Origin of the sequence: Pelotomaculum schinkii (assembly GCF_004369205.1) — a bacterium.
GTDB classification, from domain to species: Bacteria; Bacillota; Desulfotomaculia; order Desulfotomaculales; family Pelotomaculaceae; genus Pelotomaculum_C; species Pelotomaculum_C schinkii.
Map to the genome: position 1 here is coordinate 416,999 of NZ_QFGA01000003.1, position 26,285 is coordinate 443,283.

Consider the following 26,285-nt stretch of genomic DNA (forward strand, 5'->3'; position numbering starts at 1 on the left):
GTGCAGCCTGCAAAACTTAACGGTATGGAGAAAGCGGCCATTCTATTAATAGCGCTAGGTTCCGACCTGTCGTCCCGGGTGCTGAAGAAAGAATTTCTTGAGACTGAAATCGAACAGCTTACCAAAGAGATATCCAATATGACGCATGTTCCGGCAGAAACAACGAGCGCAGTGCTGGATGAATTCATGAAACTGCAACAGGCACGGGAATACCTTTTGCACGGCGGTTTGAACTACGCTAGAGAAATGCTTGAAAAAGCCCTGGGGAACCAGAAGGCTTCGGATATTTTGAATAAGCTGACAAGTAATATGAAGGCCATTCCCTTCAGTTCGCTTCGTAAAACCGATCCCAAACAGCTCTTAAACTTTATTAGGGATGAACATCCCCAGACTATCGCGTTGATTCTGGTCCATCTCACCCCGGAGCAAGCGGCCGTTATTCTGGCATCCTTGCCCCCCGAGTTGCAGAGCGAAATATCCAAGCGGATTGCCAGCATCGATCGCTTAACACCCGACGTTGTCAAGAGCGTAGAGGCGGTGTTGGAAAACAAACTGTCATCCGTGCTCCAGCAGGATCACACGGCGGTGGGCGGCGTGCAGTCTCTGGTGAATATTTTGAACAGGGTGGGAAGGAGCGCGGAAAAAGTGATTCTGGAGGGGTTGGAAAGGGAAGATCCTGATCTGGCGGATGAAGTCAAGATGCATATGTTTGTCTTCGAAGACATTAAAATTCTTTCGGATCAATTTATTCAGCGGGTGCTGAAAGAGGTCGATTTCAAAGACCTGGCGCTGGCCATGCGGGGCGCCAATGAAGAGGTGCATGCCAGGATTTATAAAAACATGTCCAAACGTGCCGCCGATATGCTCAGGGAAGAAATCGAATTTATGGGACCGGTACGTCTGAAAGAAGTGGAACAAGCACAGCAAAAAATTGTTACTACTATCCGCAAACTGGACGAAAGTGGAGAAATAATTATTTCCTGGGGTGGTGACGATGTCATTCTATAAGATCATCAAGGCTGCCGAAGTGCCGGAAAACCTTCTGCACGTCTTACCGCTAAGAAGTTATACGACTCTGGTAGAACGGGAGAGCATACAATACGGGGATAATAATGCTGACGTTGCGGCAAGCATTATGAACCAGGCTACGTCGCAGGCTGAGGAAATTGTTAGCCAGGCCCGCGTTAGCGCAGACGAAATAATCAACCAGGCTAAGTCGGCAGCCGGGCAAATCGAGCAGGAAGCCTACCGGAGCGCCTGTGAAAAGGGACGCCAGGCAGGCTATGAGGCCGGTTACCGGGATGGAATGGCCCAAGCAGATCAAGAGGCGGCGACCATTCGGGCGCAGGCTGCGGAGGTATTGGCGCAAGCTGAAACAATTCGACGCCAAACCCTGGCGGCAATGGATCAGGAGATCGTGGACCTGGCCAGGGAAATAGCGGAGAAGCTGTTGTCGGCCCAGTTGACGCTGGAGCCCGAGATGGTGCTGCAGGTGTCCATGGAAACATTACGCCTGGTTGCAGATCGGCTCAATGTGGTTTTATACATTAACCCGGTAGAATTGGAACTGGTGGAAAGAAGGAAGGATGAACTGCTGGGTGTTCTTCCGGTGAGAGCACAGCTTCAGGTGGTTGCGGATCCTTCGGTACAGGCAGGGGGATGCAGGGTTGAAACCGAACAGGGGCAAGTGGATGCAACCATGGAAACACGACGGGAAGAGTTAATGAAAGCCCTTTACAGTGAGTGAGCGATAGTTGCTTTTCACGATTACTCCAAGATGATTGCAGTACTGACAACCCCTTATATGTATGCGGCAGATAAGCCGGCTTCATTCAGAAGCCCTGTGGTAATTTACAATAAGAAGACTGACCCGTACCGAAGCGGCAAAGCTGATTAAGGAAAAGAAAAAGCTTTAGCTTTCTTACAAAAGAAGGATGATTACTTTGCAGTGTGCTCCCATCGACCTTGCCCCATGGCGCTCCCGCTTAAGAGAAGCAAAGTTAATTAAGCTAAATGGCCGGGTGACCCAGGTGATTGGGCTTACCGTTGCAGTACAGGGCATCAACGCGCCCATTGGTGAGGTCTGCGAGATCTCGATCCCTGGTGGTCCGGAGCCGGTCCTGGCCGAAGTGGTGGGCTTTCGTGACGGCAGCGCGGTCCTGATGCCTCTGGGCGAACTCCGCGGGGTTTACCAGGGGTGTAGCGTTACGCCCAGCGGTAAATCGTTTAATGTCAAAGTTGGGGAGCAGCTTCTCGGCAGGGTCCTGGATGGTCTGGGGGAACCTATTGACGGGCTTGGTCCGATAGGCGGGCGCCTCAAGGACTACCCGGTGGACAACCGTCCCCCCAATCCCATGAAGAGAAGACGGATCACAGAGGCGCTCTCAACCGGAGTGAGAGTTGTGGACGCGCTGCTTACCTGCGGCCGGGGCCAGCGTATGGGTATTTTTGCGGGCAGCGGAGTTGGTAAAAGCACCTTGCTTGGCATGATTTCCAGGTACAGCAATGCTGATGTCAATGTTATCGCCCTGGTTGGGGAGCGGGGCCGTGAGGTGCTGGATTTTATTGAGACCGACCTGGGGCCCGGGGGGCTGGCCCGCTCGGTGGTTGTGGTGGCTACGTCCGAACAACCTGCGCTGGTGCGCTTGAAAGGAGCCTTTGTCGCCTGTGCGATCGCGGAGTATTTTCGTGATCAGGGCCGGGATGTGATGTTGATGATGGATTCCGTGACCCGTTTTGCTATGGCCCAGCGGGAGGTCGGATTGGCTACCGGTGAACCGCCGGCAACCAAGGGCTATACCCCCTCAGTGTTTGCCCTGCTGCCCCGGCTGCTTGAACGGCCGGGAATGTCTGCCGCCGGTTCGATTACCGCTTTCTTTACGGTGCTGGTGGACGGGGATGATTTAAACGAACCGGTTTCCGATGCGGTGCGGGGCATCCTGGACGGGCACATTGTCCTGTCCCGTTCTCTGGCGGCGACCAACCTTTTCCCGGCGATTGATGTTTTAAACAGCGTCAGCCGCCTGATGCCTGACATAACTTCCGAGGAGCACCGGGCCTATGCCGGTAAGCTGCGAGACCTGCTGGCAACTTACCGGCAGGCGGAGGACTTGATCAATATCGGGGCCTACGTAGCTGGTTCAAACCCACATGTTGATGAAGCCATCGCTGCTTACCAAAGCATCATTAATTTTCTTAAACAGGATTTGTATGAGCATGCCCAGTACGATCATTCACTGGAAATGTTGAAGACAATTGTACATAAAGGGGCGGGAGAACATGGCTAAGTTTCAATTTCACCTTGAACCTGTACTCAAGCAGCGTGCCGCCAAGGAGGTCTCTGCCGAACAGGCGCTGGCTTTGGCTCGTAAAGAATACAACCGGCGTTTAACCTTGCTGGAAAATACCAGGCAGAGCCTGCAAGCATTGGAGGAAACCGGAAGGGACGGGCTGGATTATTTTGAAATCAGGCAGCATTTCTTTTACCGGGCATCCATAAATGAGAAAATCAAAGTCCAGGAAAAAGGTGTCAGCGCGGCTGACCGCGTTGTTGCGCATAAGCGGGATGAGGCTGTTCAGGCCAGGCGGGAGCGGCAGGTTTTAGATAAGCTTAAAGAACAATGCCTGCAAAACTACAGGCGTGAGATGGCTGACAGGGAGCAAAAGGAAGTTGATGAACTGTCCCTCAGCATCTACCACCGCCGGGTCAATTAATGCGACGTCATAGAAAGGAGGTGATAACAGTGCTGACAGCAGCGATTAACGATACCGTTTTGTCTCAGAGCAACGGTGGGAAGTTTGTTAATACAAAATTGAATACCGGGGAATTCGATCTGGTCATGGCACTTATGCAATTGTTGCTCATGCCGGGACCTTCTGTAAGGCTGCAAACCCAGAACGAATCCGGGGAGAGGAGAGTTTCTGCAACCGGGCCGGCAGGTCTGGATCTTGTTGCCCCCCTTGTGCCTGAGGAGCCCCAAAAAGATGGGGCTGAGCTGACGCAGGTGGTTTGCCTGCCAGGGTGGCATCCGCCGGCCGGCGCAACAGTGGATAATGCCGGAGTAGCTGTCCAACAGCTGCCGCAAGGGGCAGCGCTTTCGTACGGTATGCAAGCAACTCCAACGGCGATGACCGGCCAAAACCAGGAAACAGTTCCCAACGAGGCTGTCGCTATAACCGGGAAGCCACTGCAGCAGCTGTCCATAACGGTACCGGAGCAAGGGCCAATTATTTTGCAAAAGACCGGATTGCCCCAGGCTGTTGAAAATGGTGTCAAGCAGGGGAGTAACCCTGCCTGCGAGCAAAACGAAACAGCGGTTAAACCGGCCGGCGGAGAGATAAAGGAGGCTGTTTTGGACCCGCAGGCCGTATCAAGAGTAAGCTTGGTGGGCAATATGTTTCAAGCGAAACAAACTGAAAATAATCACGCTTCCGAAAACAGAGTTCAGAAAGCTCTTGTGGTGGATGAAACGGTCCAGCTTGTGGGAAAGGAGTCCGGGGCAAATCAAAAAAATGCCGCATTATTAAAAACATACGGTTCCGAGCAAATTGAACCGTTTAAATCCGGTTCGGGACCGGAATTTGTCGGTGCTATTGAAAATTCCCTACAACCCAATACAGCTCCGGCCGGCACTATTTTATCCACAGCCAATTTGGCAGAAAGCACCGAGAGAATACCATTGCCCGATCTGCAGGAGCGGTTGGCGCAAGAAATTAAAAATGCCCTGTCCACCGCCAAGGGCGAGGTGCAAAGGCAGGTTCAGCTTAAATTGGAGCCGGAACACCTTGGCCAGCTAACCATTAAATTGTTTTTCAACAAAGACGCATTGAGCGCTCATTTCTACACGGAGAATAACTATGTGAGAGAGATTTTGGAAGGTTCCCTGCATCATTTGAGGGACTCCCTCAGCCAGCATGACCTGAGATTGAATGAAGCCATTGTTTTTGCAGGTGATGACGGCCGGGGCGGCGGTATGGGCCGTTCTTTCGAAGGACGCAACGGACCGGCCTGGTCTTACCGTGGCTCTAATGACCGCACGTATGCAGACACGCAGGTGGAACCGGCAAATACCCTGACAGCAACAACAGGTTCATTACTGGTTAATTATTTAATTTAGAAAGAGGTGGCTTTTTTGCAGGTAGGTTCTGCCAGTGACATTTACGGTTATGCATCGAGTACAACGAATCAGCAATCTACTTCACTTGATAAGGACGCCTTTTTGCTGTTGTTTGTTGAGCAGCTTAAAAACCAGGATCCCACCAGCCCTCAGGATGCAAACACCATGATCAATCAGATGACACAATTCGGCATCCTGGAGCAGCTTTACAATATCTGTGCGGATATTGCGCAAATCGGTCTTTCCCTGCAAGTGGGGGAGGCATCGGCGCTTGTGGGCAAGCAAGTGACAGTCCAGACGAGTGAGGGTGAGATCTCGGGGCAAGTAGAAAAGGTATCTCTCTATAATGAAGAGGCGCGGATTTTTATTGACGGAATTGGTTATGAAATGGCTCAAGTTACTGAAATCAAGTAGGAGTGAGGAATGAACCGGGATATAAATTCAATAATGCCGGTGAGGCCGCTGCCTGCAGCTTCCATTGAAAGCAGAATGCCGGCCGCCAGGGAAAGCAAGCGCGACTTTCAAAACGTGCTGCACCATGAGCTTGCCAGTTGCCAGGAATTGAAGTTCTCTGCCCATGCTGAAAAGAGATTAAAAGAACGCAAGATTACTTTGGACCGGGAGGATCTGTCCAGGATTGATCAGGCCGTTAAGCAGGCAGAGGCCAAGGGGGCGCGGGAATCCTTAATTATTTACAATGACCTGGCGTTCATCACCAGCGTAAAAAACAAAACGGTTGTTACCGCCCTGGACGGAAGTTCTTTAACCAACAACGTCTTTACCAATATCGACAGCGCGGTTATAGTCAGGTAGCGGTGACATGAAGACGTGAAAATATCAACTTTACAAACGAATCTAACGCAACCGGTCTGCAAGGAGGTTGTACGGCCGCCGAACGACTGAGGCGGCCTGCCAAAAAAGGAGGATTATCATGATCAGATCGCTGTATTCCGGTTCTTCAGGGATGAAAAATCACCAGGTCCGGATGGACGTTATCGGCAATAACATTGCCAATGTCAATACCACCGGCTTCAAAAGCAGCAGAGCCAATTTCCAGGACGCCGTATACCAGTTATTGCGTTCCCCCAGCGCTCCCAGCGATGATACCTCGGGCGCCGGCTCCATAAACCCGTCCCAGGTCGGGACCGGTATGTCTATAGCGAGCATCGGGATCAATATGGGCCAGGGCCCTATTCAGAATACCGGCCGGCCCCTGGACCTGGCGATCCAGGGCAACGGCTTCTTCTGCGTTACTGATGGGACCAACTGTTATTACACCAGGAACGGAGTTTTCTATATTGATAAAAACGGTTTTCTGGTTGACTCCAACGGGAACCAGCTCGTGGACGGCAGCGGCGGTTCCGGAACCCCTGGCGCTCCCATACAGCTTGGCAGTGGAACGGACGTCGTCAGTACTATCAGTATTGGTAAGGACGGCGCGATTACCGCAACGAATACAGCGGGGGATGATATATCACCTTCTATAAACATAGGTCTTTATTCCTTTGCCAACCAGGAAGGCCTAAAACAAATCGGCCAGAGCTATTACCAGGAAGTAACCGGGACCAGCGGAGAAGCAACGCCCATTGACCCAGACGACGTGGGAGTTTACAGCGAAATAGCATCCTGTTATTTGGAGATGTCCAACGTTAACTTATCCGATGAATTTGTAGATATGATTACCACCCAGCGTGGCTATCAGGCCAACGGCCGGGTCATTACCATTTCCGACCAGATGCTGCAGGAATTATTGGATTTAAAGCGGTAATTTAAAAAATTTTAGCCCTGAAAAGTGGGTGCACCTATGCCAATAAGTAATACGTCTGAAAATCAGGTAAGAGCGGGCAAGAAAGCCAAACCAAAAAAGAAAAAAATAATACTCATACTGTTAATAGGCTTGATGTTTCTGGCCGGCTCATCTGCAGGCGCATACTTCTATTTTAACAAACCTGCCGGGGCTGCCTCCGAAGTACAAAAAGCTGCCGTACCCAAAACAACGGAAACCGAAAGCCTGGATATGGGCGAGATGGTGGTAAACCTGGCCGGTGACGGAGGAGGACATTATCTCAGGGTTAAGATTACGCTGGAGTACCCCAAGGAAAAGAAGTTGAGGGAGGAGCTGAAGAAGAAGAAGGTCCAGGTGTTGGATGCGATGATTATGGCTTTGCGCAGCAAAACCCTGGAGGAGGTCGCTCCTGTCGGCGCCAGTGACGCTCTTAAAAAAAGCCTGCTCAATGTCGTAAACAACAATTTGGATTGTGGCGAGGTTGTCGGTATCTATTTTACAGACTATCTGGTCCAGTAAGGGGAGGTCGCTTTTTTGACGGAAGAAGAAATCAAATCTTTTCTGGCTGACGGCAACAACGGCGAGGCCGATATTAAAAAAGTGCAGTTTCCCTCCCTTCAGCCGGTTAAAGGAATGGACAATGTCAAAACCGGCATGTCTCACCTGGCGGACGTCTATGTTGAGATCAGTGTCGAACTTGGCCAGGCGGAGCAAAAAGTCAGAGAAGTGCTCGCCCTGAGCGAGGGTTCTGTGATTAAGCTGGACAAGCCTGTAGGAGCCGCCGTTGAGGTAATCATGAACCAGCAGCGCTTTGCCAAGGGAGAGGTGGTTATCGTCAACGATAACTTTGGCGTGCGTATCAGCGCCATCAACCGGACGCATAATTTAAAGCTGACAGAGGGTCTGTTATGAACGGCGACTTGATCGGGGCGGTTGTGCGCTTGCTGGTGGCCTTACCCCTTATCCTCGGCATAGCCTATCTGGTTTTGAAATACGGCCTTGCCCGGCGTTATGTAGTGACAACAGGAAACCGGCGGATGAAACTGGTAGAACAGCTTCCGCTGGGGCCAAAGACATCCTTGAGCCTGGTTTCGCTGGGAGGTAAATATTACCTCCTGGCGCACCAGGACAATTCTGTCAGCCTGGTTAAAGAACTGGATGAACTCAAGGAGCCGGAAGAAACAATAGTTGGTGATATTGTGGAGTTGACCCCACGGACCATTGAAGAGTTTGACCGGCTTCAGAAGCCCGTAGGCGCAGGTGTAACAGGAGATCTTTTTGACGTCTTCAAAGAGAAGTGCCGGCCCCGGTTAAATAAGTTTAAAAATTTTTTATTGGCAAAACTGGCTGCCAGGAAAAGCTCAGGGGAATAGGGAGAAGAATGTTGAAAGTTAAATTCCCGGTGATTTTGTTATCATTAAGTCTAATATTTATATGTAGCCGGGAAGCTGCGGCGGCGCCCCTGCCTGCTGTCGATCTGAATATTTACCCTTCCGACAGTCCCGAGCAGGTGGTTGACGGCGTTAAACTCCTGGTATTGTTGACCCTGTTGTCCCTTGCCCCTGCTATTTTGGTCATGATGACTTCTTTTACCAGGATTATCATTGTGTTGTCACTGCTGCGCAGCGCCCTGGGGGTACAAATGGCTCCAGCCAACCAGATTATTGTGGGGCTGGCCCTCTTCCTTACCGTTTTTTGTATGGCGCCTACATTTAAGCAGATCAACGAGCAGGCTATTGAGCCCTATTTACATAACCAGATCAGCCAGCAGGAAGCTGAGGAACTGGGAGCAGGGCCGTTGCGTGACTTCATGCTGCGGCAAACCAGGGAAAAAGACCTGGGGCTGTTTATCAATCTGTCCGGGATGGAAAAGCCCGAGAGACCTGAAGATGTTCCTCTGCATGTGGTAATACCTTCGTTTGTTATTAGTGAACTCAAGACTGCTTTTGAAATAGGGTTCTTGATTTTTATACCCTTTCTGGTTATTGACATGGTAGTAGCCAGTATCTTGATGTCCATGGGTATGTTTATGCTCCCGCCGGTGATGATCGCCCTGCCCTTTAAACTGCTGCTCTTTGTGATGGTGGATGGCTGGTATCTGGTGGTTAAATCCCTGATGGAAAGCTTTAGATAACAGCCGGCCGACGCCGGCCGGCATCGGTCGGCACTCAAAAAAGGAAGCAGGGGGACGGAAGCAGGGGGACGGTTCTTTTGCTTCCTGCTCTGGAAACAGCTGTACGGCTGTTCCACGGAGCGAATCCAAAAAATGATATTTTCATGATACGCTGCGCCGCCGGCGGCGTGGGCAACTACTACGGAGCGAAAAGCTTAATGCAGGCTATAGGCTGCTGAATGGGGGGTAGATGGTTGACCCAGACTTTCGTGATCCACCTGGCCCGTGAAGCCCTTTTGCTGACTTTGAGCCTGGCCGGCCCGGTGATGGCTACGGCGCTGTTAATCGGCCTGGTGATTAGCGTCCTGCAGGCAACTACTCAGATCCAGGACCAGATGTTGAACATGGCGCCGAAAATCGTAGGTGTATTTATTGTTCTGCTGGTGCTGGGAGCCTGGATGCTTAACATTGCGATAAACTTTACGAACAACATCTTCGCCCAAATCCCGAATATTGTTCGTTAACGGGGGATTTAAACGGTGCCCGATTTAGGCCAGTTTACCGCTTTCTTATTAGTTTTTTTAAGAGCGGCCGCCTTCATGATGTCCGGCCCGCTGTACGCGATTAAAGGTATACCGCCGCTTGCAAAAGTGGGATTTTCTCTGGCCCTGGCTACAGTGGTTTTCCCAATGGTGGAATTAAACACACCCCTGCCCGAAGACAGTTGGGGTTTTGGGTTAGCGGTAATCAGTGAAACCGGAGTCGGTCTGCTTCTTGGTACGGCCGTTACCATGGTTCTAAACAGCATCAGGATGGCCGGGCAGTTCATAGATTTGCAGATTGGCTATGCCATGGCAACTTTAGTTGACCCTACGAACGGAGCGACAAGTACGCTGCTCGCCCAATATCTCCACCTGCTGTCGCTGGTATTTTTTCTAATGCTGGACGGGCATTATACCCTGATTATAGCCCTGGTCAAAAGCTACGAACTGGTACCCTTAAGCGCCGCGGGATTTAGCGGTGGCGCAGCCTACATCCTCCTGCAAATATTTTCCGGGGCTTTTACCACCGCCTTGCAGGTCAGCGCGCCGGTTTTGGCCGTATTGCTGATTGCCGATCTGGGCCTGGGCTTTTTGACCCGTACTACTCCGCAGATAAATGTCTTTTTAACCGGATTCCCCATCAAAATAGCCGTTGGCCTGTTAACTTTGAGTTTTTTAATTCCGCTATTGGGGACCGTGATCCATGCCATATTGAACGCCATTGAAAGAGATCTGTATTTGCTGATGAGAGAGCTGGTATAAGTGGCCGATAGCGCACAGGAAAGAACGGAACAGGCAACACCGCGGCGTATCAAAGAAGCGCGCCAAAAAGGGCAGGTATCGAGGAGCCCCGACTTGACCGGCGCCTTGTGCCTGATGGCTATGGTGGCGCTGGTGTACGCGATTAAGGGTCAGTTTATTTTAGACCTGCAGCGCTACCTGGCCGGGTATTTCAGCGATGTGGCACATATTCATTTTTATGAAAAAAGCCCGGTATCGCTTCTAAATGACGCGGCAACGTTTTCCTTGAAGCTTCTGGCGCCTTTTTTCGGGGTGTCCTTACTGGCGGTTATTGCCTCCAGCCTGGTCCAGGTGGGATTCTTATTTTCTCCCGAGGTGCTCAAGCCGAAGGCGGCGCACTTAAACCCCATGCCAGGCCTGCAGCGTATGTTTTCCACCCGGAGTTTGGTGGAGCTGGTCAAGTCTGTTCTAAAGTTCGGGATTATCGGCTGCATCACTTACTCCCTGATCAAGGCCAACCTGGGGGAGCTTTTGCTGGTGCTGAACCGCCCTCCCGGAGGGATTTATCAGACCATCATCGGTTTTATTCTGACGGTGGCCTGGTGGGGGGCGCTGGCCTATCTGGCCCTGTCTTTGTTTGATTATATGTACCAGCGTTACGATTATAGGAAGAGTTTGAAGATGAGCAAACAAGAGGTAAAGGAAGAATTCAGGCAAACCGAAGGCGACCAGCAGATCAAGTTCAGACAGCGTGAGATGCGCCGCAGCATGTCCTTGAACAGGATTATCAGTGAAGTGCCCCAGTCAACCGTGGTGGTAACCAATCCGACTCACCTGGCCGTTGCCCTGCTCTACCGGCAGGGTGAGATGTCCGCGCCCAGGGTGGTGGCCAAAGGCGCCGGCCGGTTGGCCGAGCAGATCAGGAAAATCGCCCGGGAAAATAAGGTTCCGGTGATGGAAAACAAAGAGCTGGCGCGTTTTCTATACAAAAACGTTGATGTCGACCAGGAAATTCCCCTGGAGATTTACCAGGCGGTGGCGCAAATCCTGGCGATGGTCTACCGGCTGAAGGCAAAAGAACACTACCGTGCAATTTAGTGGTTGGTGGTTGGTAGTTAGTGGTTGGTGGTTGGAAAAGGGAAGAGTTTGGGATTGAAAAACTCTAAAGAAATGCCCGGATACCTACGGCCAACGACTAACGACTTACGACCAATATCGGAGGTTTTGTTATGGCTCCTTCCGCTTCCCTGTCCGAAACGGCCAGGATCTATTTAAAAAAAAGCAGCGACCTGATTGTTGTAGGTCTGATCATCGGTATCGTCCTTTTGATCATCATCCCGCTTTCGCCCGGATTTCTGGACTTGCTGCTTGTTTCCAGCATGACCCTTGGGTTGATGATCCTTTTGATCACCATGTTCACCGTTGAGCCCCTGCAATTTTCGGCGTTCCCGACGCTTTTACTGATAACCACCCTGTTCCGCCTGGCGCTGAACATCTCCTCCACCCGGCTGATCCTGGGCAACGCAGCAGCCGGCAAGGTGATCGAGGCTTTCGGCCAGTTCGTAGTCGGCGGCAGCTATGTGGTCGGTATGGTGGTATTCGTCATTATCACCATCATCCAGTTCGTGGTTATCACCAACGGCGCCGGGAGAGTGGCGGAGGTGGCCGCCAGGTTTACCCTGGACGCTATGCCCGGCAAACAGATGAGCATTGACGCGGAGTTTAACGCCGGTTTGATTAATGAGTCCCAGGCCCGCGACCGGCGGAAACAGATACAGCGGGAAGCTGATTTTTACGGGGCCATGGACGGCGCCAGTAAGTTTGTCCGGGGCGACGCCATAGCCGGGATCGTTATTATCATGATCAATATTCTCGGGGGATTTGTCATCGGTGTAGCCCAGCATAACATGTCGATGCTGCAGGCCGTGCAGACCTATACGCTGCTGACCATCGGAGACGGCCTGGTTACCCAGATCCCGGCGCTTCTGATTTCAACCGCGACAGGCATTTTGGTTACCAGGTCCACTTCCGATTACAGTTTTGGCAAGGAGCTCTCCGGCCAGTTGTTCAGGTTTCCCAATGTGTTTATACTGGCCGCGGCCATCCTTTTTATCCTCGGGCTGATCCCGGCCATGCCGAATTTACTGTTTCTTTCCCTGTCCGGGATCATCGGATATACCGCTTACAGCATGATTCAGGAGGAGAAGAAAAAGACAGCCAGAGAGCAGGAACGAATCGCCGCCCGGCAGGTCCAGGCGCAGAACAAGGAACCGGAAAATGTCTTCACCTATTTTCAGGTGGATACCCTTGAAATCGAGATTGGCTATAACTTGATTCCCCTAACCGATGAGGGCCGGGGCGGCGACCTGCTGCAGCGCCTGGCCGCCGTCAGGCGGCAGTGTGCCGGGGAAATGGGTATTTACGTCCGGCCGATCCACATCCGGGATAACCTCCAACTAAACCCCGGCACTTATTCGATTAAGCTTCGTGGAATTGAGATAGCTTCCGGTGAATTGCTGCCGGGCCATTTCCTGGCCATGGATCCGTTGGGCCAGGAAATGGATATCAATGGTATGCCGACCACCGAACCGACATTTGGCCTTCCCGCCTGGTGGGTGAGCGCAGGTGAGCGGGATCGAGCAGAGTCGGCAGGGTGTACCGTGGTGGATTGTTCCACAGTGTTGGTAACTCATTTGACTGAAATCATAAAAACAAACGCTCATGAACTGTTGGGCAGGCAGGAAGTTAAAGAGCTGCTGGATATGGTTAAAGAAAATAACCCGGTGGTGGTGGAAGAGCTGGTTCCGGACCTGCTAAGCATGGGTGAAGTGCAAAGGGTCCTACAGAACCTGCTCAGGGAAAGAGTCTCCATCAGGGATCTTGCCGGTATCCTGGAAGCCCTGGCTGACGGGGCAAGGACAAGTAAAGATACCGATTACCTTACGGAATGTGCGCGGCAGGCTCTGGGCAGGACCATTTGCCGTCAATACGCCGGAGTTGATGCAAAAATCTCGGTGATCACCCTGCACCCAAAACTGGAGCAGACCCTGGCTGATTCCATTGAGCAGACCCAGCTTGGTTCCTATCCTGTCCTGGAACCACAGGTAGCCAGGCAGGTTTTAAATAAGTTGAAGGAATCATTAGAAAGCCTCACTCTGCGGAGTCTCCCCCCGTTGGTCCTTTGTTCATCGAGGGTGAGACTGCCTTTCAGAAGGTTTACGGAAAAATATTTACCAAACCTGGCGGTGCTCTCTCTAAATGAGATTACTCCAAATATTGAAGTTGAGGTTGTTGGGACGGTGATAATCAATTGAAAATTAAACGTTATGTAGTCAGGGAAATGCAGGAGGCCATCAAGTTGATTAAGGAGGATCTGGGTCCCGATGCCTTAATTGTGAGTAGTTATAAGGTTTTGGCTAAAGGGTTTCTGGGATTTTTTTCACCACGGCTGTTGGAAGTGACTGCGGCGCTGGACGAAAAACCAGAAATTAAATTAAACATGGATGTCCCCCCAGTTCCACAAGACGGTGAGACCAGGAATATCGTTCATGAACAAATCGGTCCGTCAAAAGCTCAGGCCGGGACACTCCTTGCCGGTGAACCTGCGAATAACTCCTCCCGGGTCAGGACTTTGTACCTGGCCACTAGTGAACAAAGAGCAGGTTTAGCGGGTAAAGGTCTTTTGCATGCACAACAAGGAGGAGTAACCACCGGCCCGTCAGCTGAAAGCTTATTCATTGAAGAGGCCGGTAACCGGCGGGAAAGAGAAACAGGGGGTCTTTTTGACACGATGGTCAGCAATCATTTAGGAGCAGATTTTTTTGTCGATTCTGTCCACAGGTGGCGTAAAACGCTTCTGGACATGGATGTGCAGGAAAACATTGTTGAGCGCCTTTTAGAGAATGAGCGTCATTTACCAGATACTGATTACCATGATTTGCACATGAATCTATATAAACAAATTGCCAATCTTCTTGCGCCTGCCTATCGTACCAGGGAATCTGCCAGGGTGATGACTTTCATAGGTCCAGCCGGGGTGGGGAAGACGACAACCCTGGCCAAACTGGCAACCAGGTTCAGCTTAAATGACCATAAAAAAATTGCCCTGGTGACGGTCAACGCGTACCGGATTGGCGCTGTGGAGCAGCTCAATGCTTATGGGGATTTCCTGGGCATTCCGGTGGACGTGGTAATGACCCCGGCCGAATTGGCCAAAGTTTTGGCAAGCCATAGCGACAAAGATTACATATTCATTGATACTGTCGGGCGTTCAGCCCGCAATGCAGGGAAGTTACTGGAACTAAAAGCTTATCTGGACGCTGTTGAAGAGAACCAGGATATTTTCCTGGTGTTGAGTTCAGCTACTAAAAACAGGGATCTTAATAAAATAGCCTGTGAATTTCAGGTAACCGGTTACTCCAAGTTGATTTTTACAAAAATCGATGAAACTGAAACGTACGGGGCGATTATTAATCTTATTTGCGATTTGGGATTGCCTGTAGCCTACCTGGCCAACGGGCAGGTCGTACCTGATGATATCATTGAAGCCGGACCGAAAAAAATAGCCAAATTATTGTTGAGGGGAGTCGACCCCGATGAGATTATGGACGTCTAGAACAGAGCGAAAGGTTTACCCGGAGACGTTTAAAATAAAGGAACAGTTCTCAGCGGCGCCCAGGGCTATTGCTGTGTCAAGCGGTAAAGGCGGGGTGGGCAAAACCAGCCTCTCGGTTAATTTAGCCCTTTGCCTGGCTAAAATGGGCTGCAGTGTAACCCTTTTTGACGCGGATCTTGGTATGGCCAATGTTGAAGTCATGCTGGGGTTGGCGCCCCCCTACAGCCTTTATGACGTGCTTTACGGTGATAAGACCCTTGAAGAAATAATTATGCAGGGTCCCTGGGGCCTTAACATTATATCCGGCGGGTCCGGTTTTTTGGAATTGGCCAACCTGGACCAGAACCGCCGCCAGCGGCTGATAAGAATGTTGAATCAGTTCAGCAGCCGGGATGATTTCGTCCTTATTGATACCGGCGCCGGTATCAATAAAAATGTCCTTGGTTTCGTAGCAGCGGCCGGGGAAGTAATCATCGTGGTTACCCCCGAGCCCACATCGTTAACTGACGCTTATGCCCTGATTAAAGTACTGGCCAATTTTAAGGTGCATTCAAAAGTCCACATGGTGGTAAATCGTTCGTCCGACAGGCGGGAGGCCGAGCGTACCATGGACAGGCTTCTTATTACCGCCGAACGGTTTCTGAATATAAGGATAAACAGTCTGGGTTGGATCCCGGAAGACAAACTGGTTTGCCGGGCGATCAAAAACCAGCAGCCCTTTTTCTTAACCGATCCCAACTCACTGGCTTCCCGGAGTGTGACTGGAATTGCGGAACTTCTTACTAATACGGCCCGGCCATCGCAAATGGAAGGGTTCTGGGGCAAATTAATGGCTTTATTTGGCTAGGAGGGTGACATTGGCAGTAGAGTTTGAGATTCAGGTAAACCAGGTCATCTGGGTTACCCGAGCAGAAAGTGGGACGAGGAACCTGTCCCTCTGTCCCGGTGGTCAAGATAATTGGTATGTTTCCAGTGTGCAAGATCGGGATAACAAGAATTTCTGTATCTCGATCCCTACCCAGGGACCAAACCCTCTGATTTTGCATGAAGGAGACGCGGCCAAAGTATTATTGATTTCAGAAGCGTCAAGATTCGAGTTTAAGACATTGGTGATGGGGCGGCGCTACGACAACATCCCACTGTATGTGCTGGCTTTGCCAACAGAGTATAAAAGAATTCAATTAAGGGATTTTGTCCGGATACCAATTGTTCTGGAAATGTATTATGCCGAGCTCCCGGAGGACGGGCAGGCGCCGGTTTTTATACCATGCAGCTGTCTTGATTTAAGTGGCGGCGGGGTCAGGTTGTTGTTTAAAAAGGGGTATAAGACCGGTACCGGGTTGCTCTTAAAATTTACCCTTCCGTTTGGTAATCATGTAGAGGAGGTGGAAGCTATGGGCAAGGTAGTGCGGTCGTCGCTAATTAAAAGCGTTAACTTATATCACGTTGGTGTCGAGTTTGTGAAAATTAGCCGCAGGCAGCAGGATTTGGTTGTACGCTTCATACTAACGAAATTGTATGGACAAAATCGTCTCAGATAGTGTTAATACATATAACCTCCTTAGGGGGAAGAGGGGCTCCAATATGATTGCAGCGGAAAGTCTTTGGCGGGAATACCGCCGCTCCAGGGATGAGAAGCTCAAGCATGAGCTGGTCCTGGCCCATCTCTCTCTGGTCAAATATCTTGCCGGCCGGCTGGCCATAAAACTACCTCCTTACATCAGCCAGGAGGATTTGGAGAGTTACGGCGTCTTCGGCCTTTTGGAAGCGGTGGAAAAGTACAATCCTGATTTGGGCGCCAGCTTTAAGGCTTACGCGTACAGCAGAGTCCGCGGCGCCATGATCGATGAAATAAGAAGGTTAAACTGGATTCCCCGCACAATGTGGCAGAAGATACAGCAGTTAAACATCACCAGGGAGAAGCTGCAAAAGGAACTTGGCGATCAGGTCACCGACGATACTCTGGCTGCGGCAATGGGGATCAAGGTATCCGAATTGCATAAACTGGCAGGACAGGCAAACCTGCTTGCCGTTTCCTCCCTTGATGAAACTGTGCCGGTTGCCTGCGGAGAAAAGGTGCACCTGGGGGACATCATCGCTGATCCGTTGAGTCCCGATCCCCTTGATATTATTGAGGGGGACGAGGGTAGGCGAATGCTGGCGCAAGCTATCGAAGAACTTCCGCAAAAAGATCTTACGGTGCTGTCACTTTATTATCAGGAAGGATTAACCTTAAAGGAAATCGGCAAAGTACTGGAGGTATCGGAGTCACGGGTTTGCCAGATCCATACCAGGGCTTTGAAGAGGCTCAGAGATAAGTTGGAGCAGGTTGAAACAACTGTTAAATGTAAACCGGTAAAACAAAGAAATTAAGGACGTTTGCAGTATAACAGCTCTTAATGATGTTGAAAGGGGATTGTAAAGTGATCAGAGGTTTGTATTGCGCCGCGTCCGGGATGGATGTACAGCAGGCGAAAGCTGAAAGTATCTCCAATAATCTGGCCAATAGCGCCACACCGGGTTTTAAAGCGGAAAATATACAGGTGCAGAGCTTCCCGGAGGTCCTTCTGGTACAACAGGGCGGACCAAAACGTCAGGTTGGGGCAATGGCGCTCGATGCGCCTCAAGAAATTGGCTCCGCTGGAATGGGCGCCCTGGTGACCGGGGTCCCCATCGACCATGCGCCGGGGGTGGTTCAAGAAACCGGCAAGGCAACCGACATGGTACTCAAGGGGCCTGGGTTTTTTGCGGTTAACGCGCCTGCCGCAGGAGATCCCGGGAGGGTTTGTTATACCCGCAACGGGGCATTCAAGGTAGACCAGGAGGGCTATCTGGCCGTTGGAAGCGGATACCGCGTGCTGGGCCAGGGTGGCGCCATAAGGGTGGAAGACACCGGGTTTAACGTCGCCCCCGACGGAACAATTGAGGCCGGCGGCGCGGCAGTGGACAAGTTAAGGCTGGTTGAATTTGACGATGTGAACGTACTGCGTAAAGAAGCCGGCGGTATATTTGTTGACGTCGAGGGAACGGGCGGCAGACAGGCTTCCTTGACTACGGTTGGCCAGGGTTTCCTGGAGAGGTCTAATGTTAACGTTGTTGACGAGATGGTGGGCCTGGTTTCGGTAATGCGTTCCTACGAGGCTAACCAACGGTTAATTCAGGCCTATGACGAACAGCTGGCCAAGACGGTAAACCAGGTGGGAAGTCTCAGGTAACAGTAATTTCATCTTTCCCAAATGCATCTGTGGGCTAAGCTGGTACAAACGGAATGCCCTCGTTTATGATGAAAAATTTGCAAACCAACAGAGGTGATGAATGTGTTAAGAGCCCTCGGAAGCGGCGCTTCCGGACTTAACGCCCAGCAAATAAAGGTTGATATTTCGGCCAATAATCTTGCTAACATCAATACCCCGGGCTTTAAAAAAAGCAGCCCCGATTTTTTCGAACTGGTCAGTCAGGATTTATTGAACTCCGGCATCCCGGCAGCTGCCGGCGATAACCGGCTTGCGCTGGGAAGCGGTGTACACGTAGCGGAGGTGACGAGGGTTTATGAACAGGGAAATATGATTGAAACCGGAGCTCCAGCAGATTTGGCAATTCAGGGTGAAGGGTTTTTTAAAGTGCTTCTGCCTGACGGGGAAGAGCGATATACCCGGGGTGGTAGTTTTACCCTTGACCCGGCAGGGAATATCGTTACATCCGCCGGTTATATCCTGGAGGGAATTCAGTTGACGCCAGGTTCAAGTAAAATAAATGTGGCTCGAGATGGAACGGTGAGTGTTGTCAACCACGATGAGACCATCACTGTGGAGGGGCAAATCCAGTTGTACCAGTTTACCAACGCGGCGGGACTTCAGGCGGCGGGTGAGGACCTTTATTCCTTCAACGGGCCTGCAGCGGAAGTTGTTGCGGGAGATCCCGGCACGGGGGGATTCGGTATAGTCAGGCAAGGTTGCCTGGAAAAGGCCAATGTCGACCTGGTTGAGGAAATGACTAACCTGATTGAAGCCCAGCGCGCCTATGGGTTCAATACCCGTATTGTGCGCACGGCTGATGAGATGTGGAGTATGGCCAATAGTTTACGGAAGTAAGGTGATTTGCATGCAGTTGTCGCCGGCACGGGAAAACCAGGTAAGCCAGGCTGTGCTTGTTACCGAAATTCAGGTTGGTATCGCTGAACTGAAAGTGGCCGGGCACCCTGACCGTTTGATTACCTTTAGCCTTGGTTCCTGTGTCGGGGTCAGCCTTTATGACCCTTTTACCAGGGTGGGAGGGCTAATACATATTATGCTTCCTGACAGTACCCAGTTCAACACTGTTACCAAACCGGCCAAGTTTGCCGATCTGGGCATCCCCCTGCTTTTAAGTGAGATCAGGCGTTATGGGGCAAGGAGCGCCAACCTGCAGGCTAAGCTGGCCGGCGGGGCCCAGATGTTTTCCGGTTCAAATGAAAAGTTTGAGCTCAATATAGGCATGCGAAATGCTACTATGGCCAGGCAAACATTAAAAAAGCTTGGAATTAAAATATTGGCCGCGGAATTGGGCGGCAACAGGGGCAGGACCATGATCCTGGATACGGTCAGCGGACAGGTTTTTATTCGGACGGCGGGTAGCCAATTAAAGGTGATTTAAAGAGCATCAAGATCCGAAGAAGGGAAGAAAAATGAGTGAACGCATAGAAATGTCATACTCCCATTTGGATGTTCTGCAGGAAATCAGTAACATCGGTTTGGGTAACGCTGCCACAGCCCTGGCCGAATTACTGAAAAAAAAGGTTAATATAGCTGTGCCTCATGCCACTTTTTTGGAGATGGAACAGGTATTTCCTCTGGTAGGCGGGCTGGAGGAAGTCGTTGCCTGTGTCAACCTCAGTTTTGACGGTGATGTTGCTGGAACAGTTATGTATATTTTTGCAGAAAAAAGCGTCTATAAGCTGGTGGATATGTTGCTCGGGCAGGAGATAGGCGCTACCGGGGAACTGAACGCTTTGGGTGAGTCGGTTATAATGGAAATCGGCAACATTTTGACCGGCTCATTTATGAACGCCCTCGGTAGTATGACCGGCTTGACCATGCAAACTTCCGTGCCGTTGTTTGCTTTTGATATGATGGGGGCGATCTTAAGCGCTTCTCTTGTAGCCAGCGGTCACTGGGATGAGCAAGTGCTTTTAATCGAAACAATTTTTTTGCAGAACAATGACCAAATTAAAGGGCACTTTTTCCTGCTGCCGGAAACCGGCGCTCTAAACAGGCTTTTCGAAGCGTTGGGTATACCTGCATAATGCTGATAGAAACGGAGGTAGCATAACTTTGGGTAAGAGAATCCTGATTGTAGATGATGCTGCATTTATGAGAATGATGATTAAAAATATCGTCACGAAAAATGGCTATGAAGTGGTAGGTGAGGCTGAGAACGGGCAGGCTGCTTTGGAATTATATAAGGAGCACAAACCCGACCTGGTGACTATGGATATCACCATGCCTGAGATGAGCGGCATTGAGGGTGTGAAGGCCATCCGCCAGTTTGACCCTGCCGCCAACATAATCATGTGCAGCGCTATGGGCCAACAGGCCATGGTAATGGATGCTATTCAGGCGGGGGCAAAAGATTTTATCGTTAAGCCCTTCCAGCAGGACCGCATCCTTCAGGCTATCGAGAGAGTCCTGGCCAGAGCAGGCCAATAAAAAAATAATTGTATAACTAGGCTGGGATGATTAAATCATGGATGTCCTGTCTCAAAACGAAATAGACGCTTTGCTGGATGCGTTGTCCACGGGCGAAGTTAAGATTGAAGAACTTAAAGGAACCGCACAACAGGTTAATTATAAAAACTATGATTTCCGGCGCCCGAATAAATTTTCCAAGGAACAGCTGCGTACCCTCCAGGCGTTGCATGGTGTCTTCGCACGTATCCTGTCGAACTTTTTAACCGGATATCTGAGGAACAACATTCAGGTTGAGGTCGCTTCTGTGGATCAAATGACTTATGAGGATTTTATTGGTTCAATACCAAGTCCGGCGGTCCTTACTGTTTTTTCCTTGGAGCCTTTAAAGGGTACGGCCATGGTGCAGTTTGATCCTATGTTTCTTTTCCCCATGATCGACCTGTTCTTCGGGGGGAAAGGGGAAGCCCCGGGCTCAGTCCGGGAGTTTACCGACATCGAACTTGCTGTGGCGCGCAATCTGGCCGAAAAGGTCTTGGAAAACCTGGCCCTGGCCTGGAAGGACATTATTCAGGTCAAGCCGGTTATTACTTCTGTGGAGACCAACCCTCACCTGCACCAGATATTATCTTTTAATGAAATTGTGGCCCTGATCACCCTGACTACCCAGGTAGGCGACGCAACCAAAGGATTTATTAACCTTTGTCTGCCCTTTCCTTTATTGGTTCCTGTAGTCTCCCAACTGGCTTATCACAAAAGCTTTAAACCCGACACTACTGATATTAGTATTCAGGAAACAAAAAGACTACAATACTGGCTCGGCTTTCCAATGATAGAACTGACGGTTTTGACCGGCCAAACCCAGATAACCGTTCATGATTTTTTACAGTTGCAGGAAGGTGACGTGTTGCTTCTGAACAGTAAGGTAGATCAGGATATGGACCTGTATGTAGGAGAATCTTTGAAATTTAAAGCTCAGCCAGGTACGCTGGGGAACCAGCTCGCCGTACAAATTACCGCGTTGACGTCGGGAGGTGAGCAAGATGACTAACAAGCTTCTGAAACAGGAAGAAATAGACGCGCTCCTGAACGGTCAGGAGCCGGAATCTGACCATCCGGAAAAATATGTGGAACAAGAAAAACATGGACCACTGGAGTCTGCCGGGGTGGATTCTACCGGAGAGCAAAATGCTGCTCAAGCAAACGGGGCGGTATTGGTAACGGAACAGCCGGCTATGGGGCTGTCGTTATTAACAGACGAAGAAAAAGACGCCCTGGGGGAGGTCGGCAACATATGTATGGGTTCTTCGGCAACCACCCTGTCCATGCTGCTCAACCAGCCGGTACACATAACCAGCCCAAGGGTGACGATCACCACCATGGAAGAGCTTTTCAACAGTTTCGTTACTCCTCATATGTCCATACGCGTGCGTTTTATAGAAGGACTTTCCGGTTATAATCTTTTGATCATGAGAGTACAAGACGCCGCTGTCCTGGCCGACTTGATGATGGGCGGCGACGGTATAAGCGCATCTGATGAGCTTGCTGAAATTGGCATCAGCGCAGCTTCCGAAGCCATGAACCAGATGATCGGGGCCGCATCTACGGCTATGGCTACGATGTTTAGCCGTACTGTAAATATATCTCCCCCCGTAACAAAAATTTATCATAGCCCTGAAGAATTAACCTCTCTGGAGCAAAGCCAGGTGGTGGTCGTTTGGTTTAAAATGACCATCGGCAGCGTCCTCGATACCCAGATCATGCAGGTAATGGATATGGATACAGCCAGGGAAGAAGCCGGTTTAATTCTGGGCCAGTTGTTAAAAGCGGAAGGGGAAGAATGTTTACCTATTCAAGAAGAGCCGCATGCGCAGGCTGCAAACCATTCATCTCTGCCGGAACAGCAGGCCCGTATTGAAACCTCCCGCGCCAGGCCGCCTGCGGCAAGAAGGCCTGCGGCGACTCAATCCGGTCTTGATCAGCAGCGTTTGGAGCTGATACTGGATATCCCTTTGAAAGTTACGGTCCTCCTGGGCCGGACCAGGTGGCCGATTAAAGATATACTGGAGCTGACGCCCGGATCTGTGGTTGAACTGCAAAGCCTTGTGGACGAGCCGGTGGAAGTGCTGATAAACGGTACCCTGGTGGCGATGGGGGAAGTGGTGGTTGTAAATGAAAACTTTGGAGTACGGCTCACCAACATCATTAAACCGGAGGAAAGGCTGCAAAAACTCAGGAAATAAGGATGCCCTGAAATAAATCTTTAGCCTGACAACAGGACATATTTTTTTTATTTCCCCTACTATATTAATTCCAGGTTTTTGGTTATATTTAATGGTAATATAGGGAGGGAGAATTTGAAAATTTACGCCATAGGTGATATGCACTTTTCTTTCAGCCGTCCGGTTGACCCGTTACGCTGGGATGATGTCGAAACCTACAAGCCGATGGATATATTCGGGGCGGAATGGCGCGGACACTACCGAAAAATATATGACAACTGGGTTAAGATAATAAATAATGAAGATATTGTTCTAATACCCGGTGATTTTTCATGGGCCATGAAACTGAGCGAGGCGCGCTACGACCTGGATTTCCTGGGCTTACTGCCGGGGACCATTGTGGGTATACCAGGAAACCATGATCTCTGGTGGCAAAGTCTTTCACGTGTGCGCGAAGCGCTGCCTCCAAACATGAGATTGCTCCAGAATGATCATACTGAGGTCGGCAATGTTTCGCTTTGTGGTTCAAGGGGCTGGCTTTGCCCGGGAGCAGAATATTTCAGTGACCATGACCTTAAAATATACCGCAGGGAGTTAATAAGGATGGAGAATTCCTTAAAGAGCGCTGGTCCTGCCGGTAAGGAAATTATTGTAATGATGCATTTTATGCCTGTTAATGATCGCCACGAGAAGAATGAATTTATTGAAATGTTTCAATATTACCGGGTAAACACCGTGGTTTACGGCCATTTACACGGAGCGGCAACCAGGCTTCGGCTTCCAGGCCGCGCCTGGGGGATAAAGTTCCAATTGGCCAGTGCGGACTTTCTGCATTTCGCGCCTGTATTAATAAAGGACGAGGGCTTAATATGAATACTGAAGCAGTTTTATTCGACCTGGACGGTACTCTGGTGGATTCACTTCCTTTAATAGTACGTACCTACCGCCATGTATTCAAGGAAATGGACATACCATGGGGAAATGATGATGTCGTGAAAATGATCGGCCTCCCCTTGAAAGATATCGGACGCCGCTTTGTGGGTGAAGCGGCCCCTGCTTTTGAAGAGCGGTACCAGTACTATTACCACCGGGACCATGACCTCTATACCCGCCTTTTCCCAGGCACACTGGAGATGCTGGAAAGTCTTAAAAGCCAGGGGATTCGATTGGGCATCGTTACTTCAAAGGGAAAGCCCGGCACAACCAGGACAGCTGCCTTTACCAGGCTTGACGCTTACATGGATGTGATGATTACCGCCCACGACGTGGCGAGACATAAGCCTGACCCGGAACCCATCTTAACAGCTCTGGCAACCTTGCATGCGCAGGCTGAAAGGACTATTTTTATTGGGGACAGCAGTTATGATATCCTCACCGGGAAAAACGCAGGATGCCTTACTTTGGGAGTCGCCTGGGGACTCGACAGCCGTACGGAACTGGAGAAACTCAGCCCTGACGGCATACTTGCAAGCTGGGAGGAACTTCAGGAGTATCTATAACTTGGAGGGACCTTTGGTATATAAAACGCGCCCGGTAGATAGTTATGGATCAAGGCGGGAACTGGAGGATAACAGATTGATCGTGGGATTATTGACGGTTGAGCTCTTTCTTGGTGAAGCAAATTCCCTAAAGGAGAAACGAAGATTGCTAAAAGGCCTTATCGACCGGATCAAAGCCCGCTTTAACGTATCAGTTGCCGAAGTAGGCGAACAGGACACCTGGCAGCGCTCCGTGGTGGGTGTTTCTTTCGTCAGCTGTGAGCAGGCTCATGTCCACCAGGTTTTAGCGGCGGTGGTAAGATTCATAGAGCGCCAGGGTACGGTCCTGATCACCGACTATCAAACCGAGTTGCTTTAACTGTCGATTTGAGGCAGGAGGATATGCTGCTGTCTTCGTAGAAGACTCTGTAAAATATTTCTTTACGGGGGGGCATATTATGAGTCAGGAGCTGATTTCAGCTGCCAGAAACAAAGCCGGGGATTATTTTCGCCAGGGGTATAATTGCTCGGAATCCATTTTCCTCGCCTTCCGGGATCTCGTGGCCCCGGAGCTGGATGCGGGGCTGGTTAAAATGTTTACCGGTTTTGGCGGTGGCCTCGGTCACGCCGGCTGCATGTGCGGGGCTTTAAGCTCAGCGGAAATGATCATCAGCCTTTTTACTGGACGGACCAGTAACCAGGAGGACCGCGAGGTAAGCTATCAAGCCGCCCGGGAGTACCACGATCTGTTTAACGAGCGTTTTGGCGGGACCTGCTGCCGCGCTCTGAACCCCCATTCTTTTGACACACCCGAACATCTCAAAAACTGTCTTAAAATTACCGGCAACACCGGGAAGCTATTAATGGAATATCTAATTCAAAAAGGTCTGGTGGCCTAAAGGATGCAGAAAAAAGGCGGCGCCTGAAAAACGCCGTCTTTTTTCTATAATGTTAACGGAAGCAAAAGAACCGTCCCCCTGCTTGCCGGCTTTGCATTTAAACGGGGAGCAGCCCCCGGCTTTTGCCATCCATGAATACCTGTCCCGCCGGCGGTCCCTCACCGTTGAAGGCCAAGGCAGGTGGTCAGACGCAGACGCTGTTTACCGGACACCTTCCCCGCGCTTCTATTATGGCCGGAGGTAGTGCTTCTTATGCGAAAAATTCATCAATCAATCACCGCGCAGGGGCCGCAGGCGGCGCACTTGCCGCAGGCGTCACACACGCCGAGGTCACTGTAAAAGGAGTCAACCTCGAGGAGGTAGTTATAGCATTTCTGCTTGTCCAGTCCCTTTGTGGTCAGTGCCCCGGAGGGGCATTTTTTAACGCAAGCCAGGCATTTCCCCCGAAGGTAAAAAAGACATCGCTGCACCGCCGGACGGGGTGATGGGGAGAGAGGCAGGTCGATGACCAGGCTGCCGAAACGGCCGGCACAGCCGTAAGCGGTAATCAGCATTTGGTGCAGGCCGAATTCCCCCAGGCCACAGATGTAAGCCACGTGTTTATGGGACCAGCGGGAGCAAAGCTGTACCGGGTCAAAGTTGTGGGTGGGCTGCTGCCATGCTGCTTTCACTCCATTACTGGCGAGGGTAGCTGCAATTTCCTTACAACACAAGCTGATCAAAGCGTTGGTTTCGATGTAGGCTATAGCCCAGGATCTGGCCACATAAGGATGCTCCCGGTTGTTTTCAACCAGCTGCTTGGTGAACGGCAAGAAAAAGGCCAGCACAGTCGCCGCTTCCGGCAGCAGGTCATCTGGCAGCAAATGGCCGGGACCCACGGCAGTTTTCAGCTGTTGAAAAAGGGGGTCGGCCGCTTGCGCATAACCCAATAGCGGCGCGCGGTAGGCAGTCTGACCACCCAATTGGTTTTCTGTAATGACTCTGTTAATCGTGTTTTCAATGAGGTCTTTCATACAGTCTGTAATCACCTACTTAATAAGGAGTTTTGCCTTGGTGCCTTAAAGGAGAGGCCGTTTCTCAATATTATAACAAAATAAAAGGAGACTGCT

At 50.7% G+C, this 26,285-nt stretch carries 33 protein-coding genes; 32 read left to right on the forward strand and 1 reads right to left on the reverse strand.

Annotated elements, in window-relative coordinates; genetic code table 11:
- From fliG to Psch_RS18405, 32 genes are all read left to right on the forward strand, one after another.
- On the forward strand, positions 1–1,008 hold the full coding sequence (gene fliG, locus Psch_RS18250; RefSeq protein ID WP_190259220.1) for a flagellar motor switch protein FliG: 1,008 nt from the start codon (positions 1–3) through the stop codon (positions 1,006–1,008).
- Positions 995–1,747 carry a FliH/SctL family protein gene (locus Psch_RS18255; RefSeq protein ID WP_190259221.1) on the forward strand — a complete coding sequence of 251 codons (753 nt, stop codon included), beginning with the start codon at positions 995–997 and terminating at the stop codon, positions 1,745–1,747. Before fliG ends, Psch_RS18255 begins: the two co-directional genes overlap by 14 nt.
- A 196-nt stretch (positions 1,748–1,943) precedes the next feature.
- Positions 1,944–3,287 (forward strand): flagellar protein export ATPase FliI, encoded by a 1,344-nt coding sequence (gene fliI, locus Psch_RS18260; protein ID WP_243124212.1) that lies wholly within the window; start codon positions 1,944–1,946, stop codon positions 3,285–3,287.
- The gene (gene fliJ / locus Psch_RS18265) at positions 3,280–3,714 is read left to right on the forward strand and encodes a flagellar export protein FliJ (protein WP_190259223.1); all 435 of its coding nucleotides are present in this window, start codon (positions 3,280–3,282) and stop codon (positions 3,712–3,714) included. The genes fliI and fliJ overlap by 8 nt, the downstream gene beginning before the upstream one ends.
- 29 nt (positions 3,715–3,743) lie before the next feature.
- On the forward strand, positions 3,744–5,117 hold the full coding sequence (locus tag Psch_RS18270; RefSeq protein ID WP_190259224.1) for a flagellar hook-length control protein FliK: 1,374 nt from the start codon (positions 3,744–3,746) through the stop codon (positions 5,115–5,117).
- Between the two features lie 15 nt (positions 5,118–5,132).
- A complete protein-coding gene (locus Psch_RS18275) occupies positions 5,133–5,531 on the forward strand; it encodes a flagellar hook assembly protein FlgD (RefSeq protein ID WP_190259225.1) in 399 nt (132 codons plus the stop codon).
- A gap of 9 nt (positions 5,532–5,540) precedes the next feature.
- Positions 5,541–5,930, forward strand: coding sequence for a TIGR02530 family flagellar biosynthesis protein (locus Psch_RS18280; protein WP_243124213.1), 390 nt, complete (start codon positions 5,541–5,543; stop codon positions 5,928–5,930).
- Positions 5,931–6,048: 118 nt separating this feature from the next.
- Positions 6,049–6,885 carry a flagellar hook-basal body protein gene (locus Psch_RS18285; RefSeq protein ID WP_190259226.1) on the forward strand — a complete coding sequence of 279 codons (837 nt, stop codon included), beginning with the start codon at positions 6,049–6,051 and terminating at the stop codon, positions 6,883–6,885.
- 36 nt (positions 6,886–6,921) lie between these two features.
- Positions 6,922–7,422, forward strand: a complete 501-nt coding sequence (locus tag Psch_RS18290; protein ID WP_190259227.1) for a flagellar basal body-associated FliL family protein — start codon at positions 6,922–6,924, stop codon at positions 7,420–7,422.
- Between the two features lie 15 nt (positions 7,423–7,437).
- Positions 7,438–7,815: a flagellar motor switch protein FliN gene (fliN, locus tag Psch_RS18295; RefSeq protein ID WP_190259228.1), complete on the forward strand. Its 378-nt coding sequence runs from the start codon at positions 7,438–7,440 to the stop codon at positions 7,813–7,815.
- The gene (gene fliO, locus Psch_RS18300; protein WP_190259229.1) at positions 7,812–8,276 is read left to right on the forward strand and encodes a flagellar biosynthetic protein FliO; all 465 of its coding nucleotides are present in this window, start codon (positions 7,812–7,814) and stop codon (positions 8,274–8,276) included. Before fliN ends, fliO begins: the two co-directional genes overlap by 4 nt.
- Positions 8,277–8,284: 8 nt before the next feature.
- Positions 8,285–9,037: a flagellar type III secretion system pore protein FliP gene (gene fliP / locus Psch_RS18305; RefSeq protein ID WP_190259230.1), complete on the forward strand. Its 753-nt coding sequence runs from the start codon at positions 8,285–8,287 to the stop codon at positions 9,035–9,037.
- Between the two features lie 77 nt (positions 9,038–9,114).
- On the forward strand, positions 9,115–9,255 hold the full coding sequence (locus Psch_RS18310) for a hypothetical protein (protein WP_190259231.1): 141 nt from the start codon (positions 9,115–9,117) through the stop codon (positions 9,253–9,255).
- Between the two features lie 15 nt (positions 9,256–9,270).
- Positions 9,271–9,540: a flagellar biosynthesis protein FliQ gene (gene fliQ / locus Psch_RS18315; protein WP_134218105.1), complete on the forward strand. Its 270-nt coding sequence runs from the start codon at positions 9,271–9,273 to the stop codon at positions 9,538–9,540.
- Positions 9,541–9,555: 15 nt separating this feature from the next.
- The gene (gene fliR, locus Psch_RS18320; protein ID WP_190259232.1) at positions 9,556–10,320 is read left to right on the forward strand and encodes a flagellar biosynthetic protein FliR; all 765 of its coding nucleotides are present in this window, start codon (positions 9,556–9,558) and stop codon (positions 10,318–10,320) included.
- Positions 10,321–11,397, forward strand: a complete 1,077-nt coding sequence (gene flhB, locus Psch_RS18325) for a flagellar biosynthesis protein FlhB (protein WP_190259233.1) — start codon at positions 10,321–10,323, stop codon at positions 11,395–11,397. It begins immediately after the preceding gene.
- Positions 11,398–11,528: 131 nt separating this feature from the next.
- Positions 11,529–13,613 carry a flagellar biosynthesis protein FlhA gene (gene flhA / locus Psch_RS18330; protein ID WP_190259234.1) on the forward strand — a complete coding sequence of 695 codons (2,085 nt, stop codon included), beginning with the start codon at positions 11,529–11,531 and terminating at the stop codon, positions 13,611–13,613.
- On the forward strand, positions 13,610–14,914 hold the full coding sequence (flhF, locus tag Psch_RS18335; protein ID WP_190259235.1) for a flagellar biosynthesis GTPase FlhF: 1,305 nt from the start codon (positions 13,610–13,612) through the stop codon (positions 14,912–14,914). The genes flhA and flhF overlap by 4 nt, the downstream gene beginning before the upstream one ends.
- Positions 14,895–15,761 carry a MinD/ParA family protein gene (locus tag Psch_RS18340; protein WP_190259236.1) on the forward strand — a complete coding sequence of 289 codons (867 nt, stop codon included), beginning with the start codon at positions 14,895–14,897 and terminating at the stop codon, positions 15,759–15,761. The genes flhF and Psch_RS18340 overlap by 20 nt, the downstream gene beginning before the upstream one ends.
- Before the next feature lie 10 nt (positions 15,762–15,771).
- On the forward strand, positions 15,772–16,455 hold the full coding sequence (locus tag Psch_RS18345; protein ID WP_190259237.1) for a flagellar brake protein: 684 nt from the start codon (positions 15,772–15,774) through the stop codon (positions 16,453–16,455).
- 43 nt (positions 16,456–16,498) lie between these two features.
- Positions 16,499–17,287, forward strand: a complete 789-nt coding sequence (locus tag Psch_RS18350) for a FliA/WhiG family RNA polymerase sigma factor (protein ID WP_190259238.1) — start codon at positions 16,499–16,501, stop codon at positions 17,285–17,287.
- Between the two features lie 50 nt (positions 17,288–17,337).
- On the forward strand, positions 17,338–18,129 hold the full coding sequence (locus Psch_RS18355) for a flagellar hook-basal body protein (RefSeq protein ID WP_190259239.1): 792 nt from the start codon (positions 17,338–17,340) through the stop codon (positions 18,127–18,129).
- Positions 18,130–18,225: 96 nt separating this feature from the next.
- Complete coding sequence (locus Psch_RS18360) at positions 18,226–19,005, forward strand: flagellar hook-basal body protein (RefSeq protein ID WP_190259240.1); 780 nt, start codon at positions 18,226–18,228, stop codon at positions 19,003–19,005.
- A gap of 10 nt (positions 19,006–19,015) precedes the next feature.
- Positions 19,016–19,546 (forward strand): chemotaxis protein CheD, encoded by a 531-nt coding sequence (locus tag Psch_RS18365; protein WP_190259241.1) that lies wholly within the window; start codon positions 19,016–19,018, stop codon positions 19,544–19,546.
- 31 nt (positions 19,547–19,577) lie between these two features.
- On the forward strand, positions 19,578–20,195 hold the full coding sequence (locus Psch_RS18370) for a chemotaxis protein CheC (protein ID WP_190259242.1): 618 nt from the start codon (positions 19,578–19,580) through the stop codon (positions 20,193–20,195).
- A gap of 28 nt (positions 20,196–20,223) precedes the next feature.
- Positions 20,224–20,598, forward strand: coding sequence for a response regulator (locus Psch_RS18375; RefSeq protein WP_190259243.1), 375 nt, complete (start codon positions 20,224–20,226; stop codon positions 20,596–20,598).
- A gap of 37 nt (positions 20,599–20,635) precedes the next feature.
- Positions 20,636–21,628, forward strand: a complete 993-nt coding sequence (gene fliM, locus Psch_RS18380; protein ID WP_190259244.1) for a flagellar motor switch protein FliM — start codon at positions 20,636–20,638, stop codon at positions 21,626–21,628.
- A complete protein-coding gene (gene fliY, locus Psch_RS18385; protein WP_190259245.1) occupies positions 21,621–22,820 on the forward strand; it encodes a flagellar motor switch phosphatase FliY in 1,200 nt (399 codons plus the stop codon). The genes fliM and fliY overlap by 8 nt, the downstream gene beginning before the upstream one ends.
- Before the next feature lie 114 nt (positions 22,821–22,934).
- Entirely contained in the window at positions 22,935–23,672 is a 738-nt protein-coding gene (locus Psch_RS18390) for a metallophosphoesterase (protein ID WP_190259246.1), read from the forward strand.
- Positions 23,669–24,298: an HAD family hydrolase gene (locus tag Psch_RS18395; protein WP_190259247.1), complete on the forward strand. Its 630-nt coding sequence runs from the start codon at positions 23,669–23,671 to the stop codon at positions 24,296–24,298. The genes Psch_RS18390 and Psch_RS18395 overlap by 4 nt, the downstream gene beginning before the upstream one ends.
- Positions 24,299–24,311: 13 nt before the next feature.
- Positions 24,312–24,656, forward strand: a complete 345-nt coding sequence (locus Psch_RS18400; RefSeq protein ID WP_427910123.1) for a DUF503 domain-containing protein — start codon at positions 24,312–24,314, stop codon at positions 24,654–24,656.
- Between the two features lie 79 nt (positions 24,657–24,735).
- Positions 24,736–25,176 carry a C-GCAxxG-C-C family protein gene (locus Psch_RS18405; protein ID WP_190259248.1) on the forward strand — a complete coding sequence of 147 codons (441 nt, stop codon included), beginning with the start codon at positions 24,736–24,738 and terminating at the stop codon, positions 25,174–25,176.
- A gap of 266 nt (positions 25,177–25,442) precedes the next feature.
- Here the strand turns inward: Psch_RS18405 and Psch_RS18410 are convergent, their stop codons facing one another.
- Complete coding sequence (locus Psch_RS18410; RefSeq protein ID WP_190259249.1) at positions 25,443–26,189, reverse strand: epoxyqueuosine reductase; 747 nt, start codon at positions 26,187–26,189, stop codon at positions 25,443–25,445.
- Between the last annotated feature and the right edge of the window lie 96 nt (positions 26,190–26,285).

What these genes read in the sequence shown, in the direction of transcription:
- Psch_RS18255 (WP_190259221.1), top strand. Translation starts at nt 995, where the DNA reads ATGTCATTCTATAAGATCATCAAGGCTGCCGAAGTGCCGGAAAACCTT.
- fliJ (WP_190259223.1), top strand. Translation starts at nt 3,280, where the DNA reads ATGGCTAAGTTTCAATTTCACCTTGAACCTGTACTCAAGCAGCGTGCC.
- Psch_RS18280 (WP_243124213.1), top strand. Translation starts at nt 5,541, where the DNA reads ATGAACCGGGATATAAATTCAATAATGCCGGTGAGGCCGCTGCCTGCA.
- Psch_RS18285 (WP_190259226.1), top strand. Translation starts at nt 6,049, where the DNA reads ATGATCAGATCGCTGTATTCCGGTTCTTCAGGGATGAAAAATCACCAG.
- Psch_RS18290 (WP_190259227.1), top strand. Translation starts at nt 6,922, where the DNA reads ATGCCAATAAGTAATACGTCTGAAAATCAGGTAAGAGCGGGCAAGAAA.
- fliO (WP_190259229.1), top strand. Translation starts at nt 7,812, where the DNA reads ATGAACGGCGACTTGATCGGGGCGGTTGTGCGCTTGCTGGTGGCCTTA.
- fliP (WP_190259230.1), top strand. Translation starts at nt 8,285, where the DNA reads ATGTTGAAAGTTAAATTCCCGGTGATTTTGTTATCATTAAGTCTAATA.
- flhA (WP_190259234.1), top strand. Translation starts at nt 11,529, where the DNA reads ATGGCTCCTTCCGCTTCCCTGTCCGAAACGGCCAGGATCTATTTAAAA.
- Psch_RS18340 (WP_190259236.1), top strand. Translation starts at nt 14,895, where the DNA reads ATGAGATTATGGACGTCTAGAACAGAGCGAAAGGTTTACCCGGAGACG.
- Psch_RS18350 (WP_190259238.1), top strand. Translation starts at nt 16,499, where the DNA reads ATGATTGCAGCGGAAAGTCTTTGGCGGGAATACCGCCGCTCCAGGGAT.
- Psch_RS18360 (WP_190259240.1), top strand. Translation starts at nt 18,226, where the DNA reads ATGAATGTGTTAAGAGCCCTCGGAAGCGGCGCTTCCGGACTTAACGCC.
- Psch_RS18365 (WP_190259241.1), top strand. Translation starts at nt 19,016, where the DNA reads ATGCAGTTGTCGCCGGCACGGGAAAACCAGGTAAGCCAGGCTGTGCTT.
- Psch_RS18370 (WP_190259242.1), top strand. Translation starts at nt 19,578, where the DNA reads ATGAGTGAACGCATAGAAATGTCATACTCCCATTTGGATGTTCTGCAG.
- fliM (WP_190259244.1), top strand. Translation starts at nt 20,636, where the DNA reads ATGGATGTCCTGTCTCAAAACGAAATAGACGCTTTGCTGGATGCGTTG.
- fliY (WP_190259245.1), top strand. Translation starts at nt 21,621, where the DNA reads ATGACTAACAAGCTTCTGAAACAGGAAGAAATAGACGCGCTCCTGAAC.
- Psch_RS18395 (WP_190259247.1), top strand. Translation starts at nt 23,669, where the DNA reads ATGAATACTGAAGCAGTTTTATTCGACCTGGACGGTACTCTGGTGGAT.
- Psch_RS18405 (WP_190259248.1), top strand. Translation starts at nt 24,736, where the DNA reads ATGAGTCAGGAGCTGATTTCAGCTGCCAGAAACAAAGCCGGGGATTAT.
- Psch_RS18410 (WP_190259249.1), bottom strand. Translation starts at nt 26,189, where the DNA reads ATGAAAGACCTCATTGAAAACACGATTAACAGAGTCATTACAGAAAAC.